Below are 12,120 nucleotides of genomic sequence, written 5' to 3' on the forward strand. Positions count from 1 at the left end.
TCGAGCTGTTGGCAGAGTTTGGCGACGAGCTACCATGTGCTCACGACATCAGTCGTCGCGGTCCGAAGATGCGAGCAGTTCTGTAGCCAACTCACGCATTTCGGCCTTGCGGATCTTGCCGGTGACCGTCATCGGGAACTCGTCGACGATGTGCACGTAGCGCGGGATCTTGTAATGGGCGAGCTTGCCACTGCAGAAGGCGCGGATCGCGTCTGCGTCCAATGGTGTTGTGCCGTCCTTCATTCGGACCCAAGCCATCAACTCCTCACCGTATTTCGGATCGGGGACGCCGATCACCTGGGCATCGAGGATGTCCGGGTGGGTGTAGAGGAATTCCTCGATCTCGCGCGGGTAGATGTTCTCGCCGCCGCGGATCACCATGTCCTTGATCCGGCCGGTGATCGCGAGATACCCGTCGTCGTCCATGACGCCGATATCGCCGGTGTGCATCCAGCGGGCGGTATCGATGGCCTCGGCGGTCTTCTCGGGTTCGGACCAGTAGCCGAGCATGACCGAATAGCCACGAGTGCACAGCTCGCCTGGTTCGCCGCGCGGCACGGTCAAACCTGTTGCGGGGTCGACGATTTTGACCTCCAGGTGTGGGCCGACCCGGCCGACGGTCGCGGTGCGGCGGTCGATGCCGTCGTCGCGACGGGTCTGGGTCGATACCGGGGAGGTTTCGGTCATGCCGTAGCAGATGCACACCTCGCTCATGCCCATGCGATCGATCACCCGCTTCATCACCTCGACCGGGCAGGGCGATCCGGCCATGATGCCGGTGCGCAGGCTGGACAGGTCGACATGTTTGCCCGAATCCAGTTCCGCGAGTACGGCGATGAACATCGTCGGTACGCCGTAGAGCGAGGTGCACCGCTCCGCGGCGACGGCATCCAGGGTTGCGACCGGATCGAATGCGGGTGCCGGAATCACCACGGCCGCACCGTGACTGGTGCTTGCCAGGTTGCCCATCACCATCCCGAAACAATGGTAAAAGGGTACCGGCACGCAGATCCGGTCCTGTTCGGTATAGCCGCAGAGTTCGCCGACGAAGTAGCCGTTGTTGAGGATGTTGTGGTGGCTCAACGTCGCTCCCTTAGGGAAACCCGTTGTACCGGAGGTGTACTGGATATTTATCGGGTCGTCCATGGACAACGTCGCGGCGATCTTCGCGAGTCGTTCGGCGTCGATTTCGGACCGGGCCACCGCATCCCATTCGGGAGTGCCGAGTACCAGCACTTGTTCCAGGCCAGGACAATTCGGCCGGACCTCCTCGATCATGGCGACGTAGTTCGAGGTCTTGAATTCCGGCGCGGCGATCAGCATGCGCACACCGGCTTGGCGCAGCACATATTCCAGTTCGCTGGTGCGGTAGGCCGGATTGATATTGACCAGGATCGCACCGATTTTCGCGGTCGCATACTGCGTGAGAAACCATTCCGCGCAGTTCGGGGCCCAGATGCCGACCCGGTCGCCCTTGGCGATACCGCGTTCGGCAAATCCGGTGGCAAGTGCGTCGATCGCGGCCGCGAGTTCGCGATAGCGCCAGCGGCGACCGGATGGACAGTCCACCAGGGCTTCTCGGTCCGCGTAGGCGGCGGCCATGCGGTCGAAGTCATCGCCGATGGTGTCGCCGAGCAGCGGGGTTTCCGCGGTGCCGGATGTGTAACTCGCCAGTGCGGACATCACCGAACCTCCTGCTGCCGCAGGATGAACCGCTGCACCTTGCCGCTGGGCGTCTTGGGCAGGGCGTCCACGAAATGCACCTTGCGTGGATACGCGTGCGCGGCGAACTTGCGTTTCACCAGGGTCTGCAATTCGGCCTCGAGTTCGGTATTGCCTTCGAAACCGTTGCGCAGCACCACGAATGCCTCGAGCACCTCACCGCGCAATTCGTCGGGCATGCCGACCACCGCGGCCTCGACCACCCGCTCGTCCAGCACCAGCACGCTCTCGACCTCGAACGGGCCGATGCGATAGCCGGCCATGATGATCACATCGTCGTCGCGGGCCGAGAAATGGAAGAATCCGTCCGCATCCTGGGATCCGGCATCCCCGGTCAGATACCAGCGGCCGTCGGCGGTGTAGCGCTGGGCGCTACGTTCCGGGGCGTCGAGGTAGCCGAGGAACCACAGCAGCGGACTGCGTTGGGTATCGATGGCGACTCGGCCCAGTTCGCCGACCGGAGCTTCGACGTCGGCGTCGTCCGCGAGCACCGCGCAATGCCATCCGGGCATCGTCCGGCCCATCGAGCCCGCGGGTGCGTCCACCCGCAGCGCGTCGTGCCAGGAATTGCAGATGAGCATGCCGTGCTCGGTCTGCCCGTAGTGGTCGCGAACCGCGACGCCGAGCGTTTCGACCGACCACGTCACCACATCCGGGGTCAGCGGTTCGCCCGCCGACGAGGCCCGCCGCAACCGGAGATCCGTTGGGGCAGCGGCACTGTCGGCACGCAACGCGCGATAGACCGTCGGCGCGGCCGTGAAATTGGTGACACCGAACCGTTCGAGCACCTGCCAGGTCAGCGGCGCGGAGAAGGCGGTATGCAGCAGCAGGCTGCGGATACCGGAGGCCAGCGGGCTCAGAATCGCCCAGTACAGCCCGTACGCCCAACCCGGATCAGCCGCATTCCAATAGACGTCGTCGGCGCGCACGTCCAGCGAAAACTCCTGGTACGCGTGGAATGCCGCGAGCGCCCGCACCGGAATCGGGACGCCCTTCGGAGTGCCTGTCGTGCCGCTGGTGAACAGCTGCACCAGCAGCCCATCCCCGCCGACCACCACCGCGGCCGCGCGCGGGTCGTCGGCGGAGTACGCGGCAAGCAGATCCGCGAACCGCAGCTGCCCGGTCGCCGGCCCTTCGGCCGCAGGCTTTGCGACCGACGTACTCTTCACCTCCGGCTCATCGACCACGGACCCCGGGATGGTCGCGTCCGGTGCCCCTGGCCCGTCGGCGGATCCAGCGATTGTCGGATCGCCCGTCCCCAGCCCGTCGACAGTCGCGCGAGCGACCACTGAATCGTCCCGTACCTCGACGCCTACTCGACCGGCCGCGTCACCGACCGTTCGCACACCGTCGCTGTCCTGGGCGGCAGCCGTCGGCACAGCGGCCAGCGGGTTGTCCCCGGCAATGATGACGCGCCACGGCGAATCGGCCGGGATATCGTCGCCCGGTGCCAACTTGGCCGCCTGATCCGCGTCTGCGATGACGATCGTCGTGCCGCTCGCCTCGAGCCGGAAGGCGATGGCGGGTGGGGCGAAGGCGGTGAAGAGCGGGACGTGGACCGCGCCGCGACGCCAGATGCCCAGCAGTGCGACCACCAGGTCTGCGGATTTCGACATCAGGGTGGCTACGCGGTCGCCGGGTTCGACGCCGAGGTCGGCGAGCGCGACCGCGCAGCGCCGGGAGCGCTCGCGCAGCTCACCGTAGGTGAGGTCGGTCGAGGTCAGGCCGGGGTCGACGACGGTGAACGCGATGCGGTCGGCGGGGTGCCGGTCGCACAGCAGATCCGCCGCGCTGACGTCGGGTCCGTCGTAGGTCTCCAGTAGCTCGCGCACGCGCGCGTTCAGGTCCGCGGTCATCTCGCCTCTCCTCATCGGTGATCCAGGCCACCTCGTCTCCAATAGGATGTGGGTCACATCACGTTCGGCACTACCCCCGAAAAGGGGTGAGTCTTTTGACCCACACCACCGCGCTGCTGCGGCCGCGCGACGGCGATGCGCTGCGCGCCGAGATCCGCTGGGTGGCGAATAAGGCGGGCGTGCCGGTGGTTTTCGGCGGGGAGGTGCACGACGATGCGCTGCTGCTCAGCGAATTCGTCGGCACCGTCACCAATGGCCTACGCGGACTGACCGTGCTGCGCACCTCCGGGCTGGGCGGCCGGGTGATGGATATGCGCCGGCCCGCCTCGGTCGCCGACTACCGCAATGCCGCCGAGATCACCCACCACTACGACGGTCCGGTCTCCGGCGAACGCATCCGCTCGGTGCTCGCGGTGCCCGTGGTGGTCGACGATCGCTCCCGCGCGGTGCTCTACGCCGCCAACCGCGGCGGCACACCGCTCGGCGATCGCACCGCCGATCTGGTCGTCGCGGCCAGCCGACGCCTGGCCACCGAAATCACCATCCGCGATGAGGTGGACCGTCGCCTGCGCCTGCTGGAAATGACGACTCCGGCGCCCGAGACCGCGCCCGCCGTCGCCGAGGAACTCCGCGAGATCAATGCCGAACTGCGCGGCGCGGCGCGCTCGGCCGAGGACGAACGCCTGCGCGAACGCCTGCACTCGGTGTGTGAACGCCTCACTCGCGTCCTGGTGGGCGACCCACCCGCGGATGCCCCGCGCCTGTCCCGACGGGAACTCGACGTGCTGTCTCAGATCGCACTCGGCTGCACCAATCACGAAGCCGCCCAACGCCTTTCGCTCCGCCCGGAAACGGTCAAGAGCTATCTGCGCAACGCGATGACCAAACTCGACGCGCATTCCCGCCACGAAGCCGTTGTCACCGCTCGGCGCTTGGGCCTGCTGCCCTGACTCGGGCCTTGATCACCGGCCGCCGGTGCAAACCCCTTCGGGGGTGTACTGGCATGGGCGCTCGTTGCGGCCCTTGTATTGCCCATGATTACTGCTGCGGCCACGCTGGCCTGCGCCGTAGCCGCCCCGGCCGGCATCTGGATCATGCGTATCCCGATCCGCGGCGACTCTGACTACGACGAGTTCCGGCGCCACCAGATCCGATAAGACCATCATCGCGCCACCGATGAGAGTCGAGGCCACCGCTCGACGCACCGTCCCGAACCGAGCCACTGTCACCATTAGCCACCTACCGTTGTTCACCGTTGATTAACGTGCCGTTAATCAACGATACATTCGATGGGGCGTCGAGTCTGTGGTTTCAGTCGTGAAGCAGATCCGGACGCCGTTCACGCGTGCGGGCAAGGGACTGTTCGCGTCGCCACGCGGCGACCTTGGCGTGATCACCGGACAGCAGAATCGGCGGCACTTCGAGGCCGCGCCAGGAGACGGGGCGCGTATAGCTCGGTCCCTCGAGCAGTCCGTCGGAGAACGAATCCTCTTGGTGGGATTGCTGATTGCCGAGTACACCGGGGAGTAGGCGGACCACGGCCTCGGCCATCACGAGGACTGCGGCTTCACCACCGATCAGGACGTAGTCGCCGATGCTGACCTCTTCGACACGGACCCGGCGGGCGGCATCGTCGAAGACGCGTTGATCGATGCCTTCGTAACGGCCGCAAGCGAATACGAGGTGTTTCTCGCTCGCCCAGCGTTGCGCGGTGGCTTGTGTGAAGGGCACTCCGGCGGGAGTCGGCACCACGAGCAGGGCGTCGTCGGGGCATACCTCGTCGAGGGCATCGCCCCAGACGGTCGGCTTCATGACCATGCCCGGCCCACCGCCGTAGGGTGAATCATCGACGGACTTGTGCACGTCATGCGTCCAGCGACGCAGATCGTGCACGTCGAGGGAGATCAGGCCCTTGTCGATGGCCTTGCCCAGCAACGCCGTTCGCAGCGGCTCCAGATACTCCGGAAAAATCGTGACGACATCGAGTTTCATGCAGTCCTTAAGATTCCGGTGGATCGGCGATCCGCTACTCCGGATCGAGCAGACCCTCGGGCGGATCGATGACGACCAGTTGATCGGCCAGCGACACCGTCGGCACGATCGCGGTGACGAACGGGATCAGGATCTCCCTGCCGTCGTCGGCGGCGCGCACCGAAAGCAGTTCTCCCGCAGCCGAATGCAACACCTCGGTGACCTTGCCGACAACGGTGCCGTCGGTGAGTTGGACGGTCAGTCCCTCCAACTCGTGGTCGTAGAACTCGTCCGGATCCTCCGACGGCGGCAGCTCCGCACTGTCCACGACGAACAGCGTGCCGCGCAGCGCATCGGCGCCGGTGCGGTCGGAGACCCCGACGAGTTGCACGAGAAGCCGGCCCGAATGCTCTCGGGCCGACTCCACGGTGAATTCACGGACTTCTTTGGATCGCGCCGCCCGCCCGCGCAGCCGCACACCGGGTGCGAAACGCGCGCCGGGATCGTCGGTGCGTACCTCGACAACCAGCTCGCCGCGCACACCGTGCGATTTGGCGACCCGGCCTACGACGAGTTCCATCAAGCGTCGGTATCGACCACGTCGACCCGGATGCCCCGGCCGCCGATCCCGGCGACGAGGGTGCGCAGCGCGGTCGCGGTACGACCGCCGCGACCGATCACCTTGCCCAGATCATCGGGGTTGACGTGCACCTCGACGGTGCGTCCGCGGCGGCCGGTGATCAGCTCGACCCGGACGTCATCCGGATTGGCGACAATGCCGCGAACCAGGTGTTCCACGGCATCGGCGACGACGGCGGACATTATTCGGCAGCCTCGGTCTCGGCGGCCTCAGCGGCCCCGTCCTTCTTGGCGGCCTTCTTCTTGGGGGTGACGGCCTCGGCGACCGGCTCGTTGTCGGCGGCGGCCAGCGCGGCGTTGAACAGGTCCAGCTTGGACGGCTTCGCGGGCTTCACCTTCAGGGTGCCCTCGGTGCCCGGCAGGCCCTTGAACTTCTGCCAGTCGCCGGTGATCTCCAGCAGGCGCTGCACGGCCTCGGTCGGCTGCGCGCCGACACCCAGCCAGTACTGCACGCGCTCGGAGTTGATCTCGATCAGCGAGGGCTCTTCCTTCGGGTGGTACTTGCCGACGTTCTCGATGGCGCGGCCGTCACGACGGGTGCGGGCATCGGCGATGACCACGCGGTACTGCGGGTTGCGGATCTTGCCGAGACGGGTGAGCTTGATGCGAACAGCCATGTGCTGATCTGCCTTTCAGTGGTTGGTCACGGCGCAATTCAGCGACCCGCACGGTCTGCGAGCCCGGTTTTGCGCTTGGAGTGTGTGACCGCCGCGCGGTACGTAACCGGAGACGGGCTGACACTTGTCCAGGAAGGACGGTGGTCCATTCTGCCAGACCGGTCCCCCGCTCCTGAAATCGCGTCGTCCGGAAACGATCGGCCGCCCAGCTCGGATAATCACAACATGGGGATCTTCATGAGACGCCGTCGCCGCAGGCGGGGTGAGGTTGCCGAAACCGCTACCGAAATCGGCGGTGACGCGGCCATGGAATTGCTGGCACCCGGTCTCGCGCGGGCCGCTGTCGGCGGAATTCGGGGCGTGATCAGCGGGATCGCGAACCTGCTCACCTGACGATTCCGTAGTTCGATAGCGCAGCGGCACGACGCCGGAGCGGAAGTTACGGCTCTCGGTCAGCAGAACCTCAGCGCAGATCCGCCGTGTCGGCTGTGATCGGAACGGGTCCCGGGGCCACGACCGTCTCGCCCGCCGCGACGTATATCTCCTGACGGTATCCGCTCTCACCGAGCCGATAGCCCCAGAATCGTGCCGGCTTCTCCTCGGGCGCGAAGCCGGCGTGGTTGATATCGCGGCTACCAGCTGGCTCGAGGCTCGCGGCGGGCTTTGGCGTGAGCGCCCATTCCGGAGCCCGATTTCGCGGAATTCGGCCAGGAATGGGCGCTCAGGGCAACCAGTTCAGCGGACCAACGGCGCGAGGGTGCGTCCGGCAAGATCCACGGCGCCCGGTTCGTGGCCGTTCGTCACCATATTGACGATGAGACCCTGCACACCCTGGTCGAGCACCCTGGTCTGCAGTTGCTCGGCGACTTCGGCTGGGCTGCCGACGAATTGGCGGTCGGCGATGGTCTGCTTGCGCTCGTCCTCCGAGATTGTGGACAGGTCGACGCCGATGCCGCGCAATAGATCCTGCTGTTGTTTGCGTGCGCGGTCGCCGTCTTCATCGATCATCAGGAAACAGAGGTAGCTGACCTCCAAAGTCTCCGGGTCGCGGTCGATTTCGGCACAGCGCTGGCGCAGTGCCTCGATCTTGCGCGGCAGTTCGGAGGCGTTGCAGATGATGTTGATGTGGTCGGCGAAGCGGGCGGCCAGCGCGAAGGTCTTCTTCTCGCCGCCCCCACCGAGCAGAATGGGCAGGTCATTGCGCAGCCGCGGCTCATTCATGGCGTTCTCGGTGTGGTACCACTTGCCGTCGAAGGTCGAGTGTTCACCACGCAGCATCGGGGTAATGATCCGCAGCGCCTCGTCGAGCCGCTGGAATCGTTCGGTGAAGGTACCGAATTCGAAGCCGTAGGACTGGTGTTCGAGCTCGAACCAGCCGGCGCCGATGCCGAGTACCGCCCGTCCGCCGCTCACCAGATCCATGGTGGTGACGGTCTTGGCGAGCAGTGCGGGATTGCGATAGGTGTTGCCGGTCACCAACGCCGACAACTGAATTCGTTCGGTAGCCGCGGCGATTCCGGACAGCGCGGTGTAGGCCTCGAGCATCGGCTCACTCGGCTCACCGAGACCGGGCAGCTGGTAGAAGTGATCCATGACGAAGACCGTGTCGAAACCGGCGGCTTCGGCCTCCCGGGCCTGCGCGACCACGGTCGGAAAGAGTTCGCTGACGGGCTGGCCATAACTGAAGTTGGGCATCTGATAACCGAGGCGAATGGTCATAACCCGACCCTACGCGCGCCCCGCCCCCGCCCTACCGATCTTGGCCGCATCAACCCGCTGACCTGGGAGTCTGTCGCACACCGACTGACGACCTCGCACAAGCTACAGCCTGTGCGCGATGCGGTGGGTCAGCGGTGGCCGGTGACCGGATTGTGGGTTTTGACGAGGCGCCCGCGCAGGATGACGTACTGGGGGTCGGTGAGGGCGGCCGGGTTGATGCGCGGATCTTCCTGGTAGACAACGAAATCCGCTGGCGCACCGGCCTCGATGCCCGGTCGGCCGAGCCAGGCGCGGGCGTTCCAGGAGGCAGCGCCGAGGGCGTCGTGGTTCGAAAGGCCCGCCCCGGACAGGGCGGCGATTTCGTCGGCAATGCGGCCGTGCCGGATGGAGCCACCCGCATCGGTGCCCGCGAAGATCGGAACGCCCGCATCGTGCGCATTGGCGACGGTACGGCGGACGCGCGCGTGCAGATCGCGCATATGTGCGGCATAGATGGGGAATTTGCCTGCGCTGTCGGCGATTTCGGGGAAGGTGTCGATATTGATCAGCGTCGGGACCAGTGCGGTGCCGTGCTCGACCATCAACTCGATGGTGTCGTCGGTGAGGCCGGTGCCGTGTTCGAGGCAGTCGATGCCCGCATTGATCAGGCCGGGCAGTGCGTCCTCGCCGAAGACGTGCGCCGTCACCCGCGCACCGTTGACGTGCGCGGCATCGATCGCCTCCTTCAGGATCGAGTCGCTCCACAGCGGCCGCAGATCGCCCGCCGACCGGTCGATCCAGTCGCCGACGATCTTCACCCAGCCGTCGCCGAACCGAGCCTGTTCGGCGACGATCTCCGGCAGATCGCGCTCATCGTCGAGTTCGATGCCGAGTTCCCGGATATACCGCCGTGGTCGGGCGATATGACGGCCGGCACGAATGATCCGCGGCAGTTCCTCGTGCTCATCGATGAAGTGCGTATCGATCGGTGACCCCGCATCGCGCAGCAGCAGCGCACCCGCGTCCCGCTCGGTCTCGGCCTGGGCGATCGCGCCCTCGCGATCCTCGTGGCCCCCGCCGTACCGGATCCCGACATGACAGTGCGCATCGACGAGTCCGGGCACGATCCACCCTGTGCCGCACAGTGTTTCGGCCCCCGCGACAGGCTCGAACGACACCAGCCCGTCCCGTACCCACAGGTCACGCACCTCGTCGTCAGGGAGAACCACACCCCGTAGATGCACAGCAGCCTCCTCGACATCGTCGGCACCGTCCAACCTAGTGCCCACGCCCTTTGACGGTCACTCGCCCGCACGCGGCAACAGCCCCAGCCGGCATTCGTCGGCCGGGCAGCCCGCCTTCGACCTGGGCACCCCACGCAGACGGTGCCCGGTTCCAAGACGGAGTGCCTGGTCGCGCGCACATGGGGTCACCACCCGCACACTGGCAACAGCTCCCGGCCGACGTTCGTCAGCCAGGCACGGTGGACAGTCCGTTGCCTTGCGCCACAACGGCATTGCGGAAGGCTGAGCCCGCCTACTTCTTCGGGAAGTTCAGCTTGGACAGGTCGAAACCTTCGAGGCCGGGCGGCAGCTGGTCCAACCCCGCGGGCATTCCGGACAGATCCGGCATCCCGGCGGGCATGCCGGGCATGCCGGGGAACCCACCGCGCACCTTCGGCGGCGTCGGTCCGCGCCCGCCCTTCTTACCCTTCTTGCCCTTCTTCGCATTGCCGCGGCGCGCACCGGGCAGGCCCATCTGGCGGCCCATCATGGCCATCATCTTCTTGGCCTCGAAGAAGCGGTCGACGAGTTGGTTGACCTCGGAGACCTGCACTCCGGAGCCGTTGGCGATGCGCAGGCGGCGAGATGCGTTGATGATCTTCGGGTTCGCGCGTTCGGCCGGGGTCATACCGCGGATGATCGCCTGCACCCGGTCGAGCTGCTTATCGTCGACCTGGGCGAGCACATCCTTCATCTGGCCCGCACCCGGCAGCATGCCGAGCAGGTTGCCGATGGGGCCCATCTTGCGGATGGCGAGCATCTGATCGAGGAAGTCCTCGAGCGTCATCTCGCCGCTGCCGATCTTGCGGGCGGCTTCCTCGGCCTGCTGCTGGTCGTAGACCTGTTCGGCCTGCTCGATCAGGCTCAGCACGTCACCCATGCCGAGGATGCGCGAGGCCATCCGGTCCGGGTGGAAGACGTCGAAGTCCTCGAGCTTCTCACCGGTGGAGGCGAACATGATCGGCGCACCGGTCACATTGCGGACCGACAGCGCGGCACCACCGCGGGCGTCACCGTCGAGCTTGGTGAGTACGACACCGGTGAAGCCGACGCCATCACGGAATGACTCCGCGGTATTGACGGCGTCCTGACCGATCATCGCGTCGAGCACGAACAGCGTCTCGTCGGGCTGCACGGCATCGCGGATGCCGGCGGCCTGCGCCATCAGCTCGGCGTCGATACCGAGGCGACCGGCGGTGTCGACGATGACCACGTCGTACTGCTTGCTGCGCGCCTCCGCGACACCCGCCTCGGCCACCGCAACCGGATCGGCCGCCGAAATGCCCAGCGGATTCTCGCCGCCGCCGATGGAGGTGCCTGGATGCGGCGCGAAGACGGGCGCACCCGCGCGCTCACCGACCACCTGGAGCTGGGTCACCGCGCCGGGGCGCTGGAGGTCGCAGGCCACCAGCAGCGGCTGATGTCCCTGTCCCTTGAGCCATTTCGCGAGCTTGCCCGCCAGGGTGGTCTTACCGGAACCCTGCAGACCGGCGAGCATGATCACCGTCGGCGGGTTCTTGGCGAGGGTCAGCCTGCGAGTTTCGCCGCCGAGGATTCCGATGAGTTCCTCGTTGACGATCTTGACGACCTGCTGGGCCGGATTGAGGGCGGCGGAGACCTCCGCGCCCTTGGCCCGCTCCTTGATCTTGGCGATGAAACCGCGCACCACGGGCAGCGCGACGTCGGCTTCGAGCAGGGCGAGGCGGATCTCGCGACAGGTGGCGTCGATGTCGGCCGGTGACAGACGCCCCTTACCGCGAAGATCCTTGAGGGCACCGGTAAGCCGGTCGGACAGGGATTCGAACACCGATCGCGCTCCTGATCTCGTGGGACGTCACTTGGTATCCCAGGGTAATGGGACTCGCCCCGGCGCGAGCGACGGGCCCGGAGGCGGAAGCGCAGCGTAACCACGGAGGGACCCGGGAGTGCCGAAATTGTAAACAGCGTTCACGCAAGCGGTGCTCGCTTCGTAGCGCGTTATTCCATCCCGCGGCGGCGCGGTCTGGCGGTTCTGCGGTAGTCGTGGTTCTCCAGAGCAACCATGAAAACCGCCTCCCGACCGGTGAGACCGAGCTCGAGGGCCAGGTCGTCGAGCATGGCCCAGTCCGCGCCTGTCGGCACATCGTGGGTGGCAACGGTGGTGGCAATCGTCATAGCGGTCACAGCCTGCTGACCGGACAGTGTCCGGCCGGGCAGCCAGGAGACCACCCACCGATCACCGCCGACGCAGCGCGCCATATGCGTGGTCTCGTCACTCGTCATCATCGACGCCGAAACGACTTCAATTGCCACCGACCTGCTCCCCTCATGCTCGCGATAGCCAGACGCTCTGAT

At 66.3% G+C, this 12,120-nt stretch carries 13 protein-coding genes; 2 read left to right on the plus strand and 11 right to left on the minus strand.

The annotated features are described in order from the left end of the window. Nucleotides 1-48: 48 nt before the first annotated feature. Nucleotides 49-1,683 carry an AMP-binding protein gene (locus tag ACIBW7_RS14440; RefSeq protein WP_397046702.1) on the minus strand — a complete coding sequence of 545 codons (1,635 nt, stop codon included), beginning with the start codon at nt 1,681-1,683 and terminating at the stop codon, nt 49-51. Then, nucleotides 1,683-3,578: an AMP-binding protein gene (locus tag ACIBW7_RS14445; protein ID WP_397046703.1), complete on the minus strand. Its 1,896-nt coding sequence runs from the start codon at nt 3,576-3,578 to the stop codon at nt 1,683-1,685. Before ACIBW7_RS14445 ends, ACIBW7_RS14440 begins: the two co-directional genes overlap by 1 nt. A gap of 95 nt (nt 3,579-3,673) precedes the next feature. On the opposite strand from ACIBW7_RS14445, the gene ACIBW7_RS14450 reads away from it, so the two are divergent. After that, nucleotides 3,674-4,528: a LuxR C-terminal-related transcriptional regulator gene (locus ACIBW7_RS14450; RefSeq protein WP_397046704.1), complete on the plus strand. Its 855-nt coding sequence runs from the start codon at nt 3,674-3,676 to the stop codon at nt 4,526-4,528. A gap of 12 nt (nt 4,529-4,540) precedes the next feature. Here ACIBW7_RS14450 and ACIBW7_RS14455 read toward each other — a convergent pair whose 3' ends face one another. From ACIBW7_RS14455 to rpsP, 5 genes are all read right to left on the minus strand, one after another. Further along, complete coding sequence (locus ACIBW7_RS14455; protein ID WP_397046705.1) at nt 4,541-4,807, minus strand: hypothetical protein; 267 nt, start codon at nt 4,805-4,807, stop codon at nt 4,541-4,543. A gap of 82 nt (nt 4,808-4,889) precedes the next feature. Next, a complete protein-coding gene (trmD, locus tag ACIBW7_RS14460) occupies nt 4,890-5,570 on the minus strand; it encodes a tRNA (guanosine(37)-N1)-methyltransferase TrmD (RefSeq protein ID WP_397046706.1) in 681 nt (226 codons plus the stop codon). Nucleotides 5,571-5,604: 34 nt separating this feature from the next. Then, entirely contained in the window at nt 5,605-6,129 is a 525-nt protein-coding gene (rimM, locus tag ACIBW7_RS14465) for a ribosome maturation factor RimM (RefSeq protein ID WP_397046707.1), read from the minus strand. Then, on the minus strand, nt 6,129-6,371 hold the full coding sequence (locus ACIBW7_RS14470; RefSeq protein ID WP_040693288.1) for an RNA-binding protein: 243 nt from the start codon (nt 6,369-6,371) through the stop codon (nt 6,129-6,131). Before ACIBW7_RS14470 ends, rimM begins: the two co-directional genes overlap by 1 nt. Continuing rightward, on the minus strand, nt 6,371-6,805 hold the full coding sequence (rpsP, locus tag ACIBW7_RS14475; RefSeq protein ID WP_397046708.1) for a 30S ribosomal protein S16: 435 nt from the start codon (nt 6,803-6,805) through the stop codon (nt 6,371-6,373). The genes ACIBW7_RS14470 and rpsP overlap by 1 nt, the downstream gene beginning before the upstream one ends. Nucleotides 6,806-7,030: 225 nt before the next feature. Between rpsP and ACIBW7_RS14480 the strand changes: the two genes are divergently transcribed. After that, entirely contained in the window at nt 7,031-7,198 is a 168-nt protein-coding gene (locus ACIBW7_RS14480) for a hypothetical protein (protein WP_397046709.1), read from the plus strand. Nucleotides 7,199-7,540: 342 nt separating this feature from the next. On the opposite strand, the gene ACIBW7_RS14485 is transcribed toward ACIBW7_RS14480, so the two are convergent. The 4 genes from ACIBW7_RS14485 to ACIBW7_RS14500 form a co-directional block, all read right to left on the minus strand. Then, complete coding sequence (locus ACIBW7_RS14485) at nt 7,541-8,524, minus strand: LLM class F420-dependent oxidoreductase (protein WP_397046710.1); 984 nt, start codon at nt 8,522-8,524, stop codon at nt 7,541-7,543. A 128-nt stretch (nt 8,525-8,652) separates the two neighbouring features. Continuing rightward, nucleotides 8,653-9,747, minus strand: a complete 1,095-nt coding sequence (locus ACIBW7_RS14490; protein WP_397046711.1) for an amidohydrolase family protein — start codon at nt 9,745-9,747, stop codon at nt 8,653-8,655. Between the two features lie 292 nt (nt 9,748-10,039). Then, entirely contained in the window at nt 10,040-11,593 is a 1,554-nt protein-coding gene (ffh, locus tag ACIBW7_RS14495) for a signal recognition particle protein (protein ID WP_397046712.1), read from the minus strand. 170 nt (nt 11,594-11,763) lie between these two features. Then, nucleotides 11,764-12,078 (minus strand): hypothetical protein, encoded by a 315-nt coding sequence (locus tag ACIBW7_RS14500; protein ID WP_397046713.1) that lies wholly within the window; start codon nt 12,076-12,078, stop codon nt 11,764-11,766. Nucleotides 12,079-12,120 lie beyond the last annotated feature (42 nt).

The sequence above is a fragment of the Nocardia sp. NPDC049526 genome (genome assembly GCF_044465765.1).
GTDB lineage: Bacteria > Actinomycetota > Actinomycetes > Mycobacteriales > Mycobacteriaceae > Nocardia.

Excerpts from the sequence above, each read along its gene's own strand:
- ACIBW7_RS14440 (WP_397046702.1), bottom strand. The coding sequence starts at position 1,683 with ATGTCCGCACTGGCGAGTTACACATCCGGCACCGCGGAAACCCCGCTG.
- ACIBW7_RS14445 (WP_397046703.1), bottom strand. The coding sequence starts at position 3,578 with ATGACCGCGGACCTGAACGCGCGCGTGCGCGAGCTACTGGAGACCTAC.
- trmD (WP_397046706.1), bottom strand. The coding sequence starts at position 5,570 with ATGAAACTCGATGTCGTCACGATTTTTCCGGAGTATCTGGAGCCGCTG.
- rimM (WP_397046707.1), bottom strand. The coding sequence starts at position 6,129 with ATGGAACTCGTCGTAGGCCGGGTCGCCAAATCGCACGGTGTGCGCGGC.
- ACIBW7_RS14470 (WP_040693288.1), bottom strand. The coding sequence starts at position 6,371 with ATGTCCGCCGTCGTCGCCGATGCCGTGGAACACCTGGTTCGCGGCATT.
- rpsP (WP_397046708.1), bottom strand. The coding sequence starts at position 6,805 with ATGGCTGTTCGCATCAAGCTCACCCGTCTCGGCAAGATCCGCAACCCG.
- ACIBW7_RS14480 (WP_397046709.1), top strand. The coding sequence starts at position 7,031 with ATGGGGATCTTCATGAGACGCCGTCGCCGCAGGCGGGGTGAGGTTGCC.
- ACIBW7_RS14485 (WP_397046710.1), bottom strand. The coding sequence starts at position 8,524 with ATGACCATTCGCCTCGGTTATCAGATGCCCAACTTCAGTTATGGCCAG.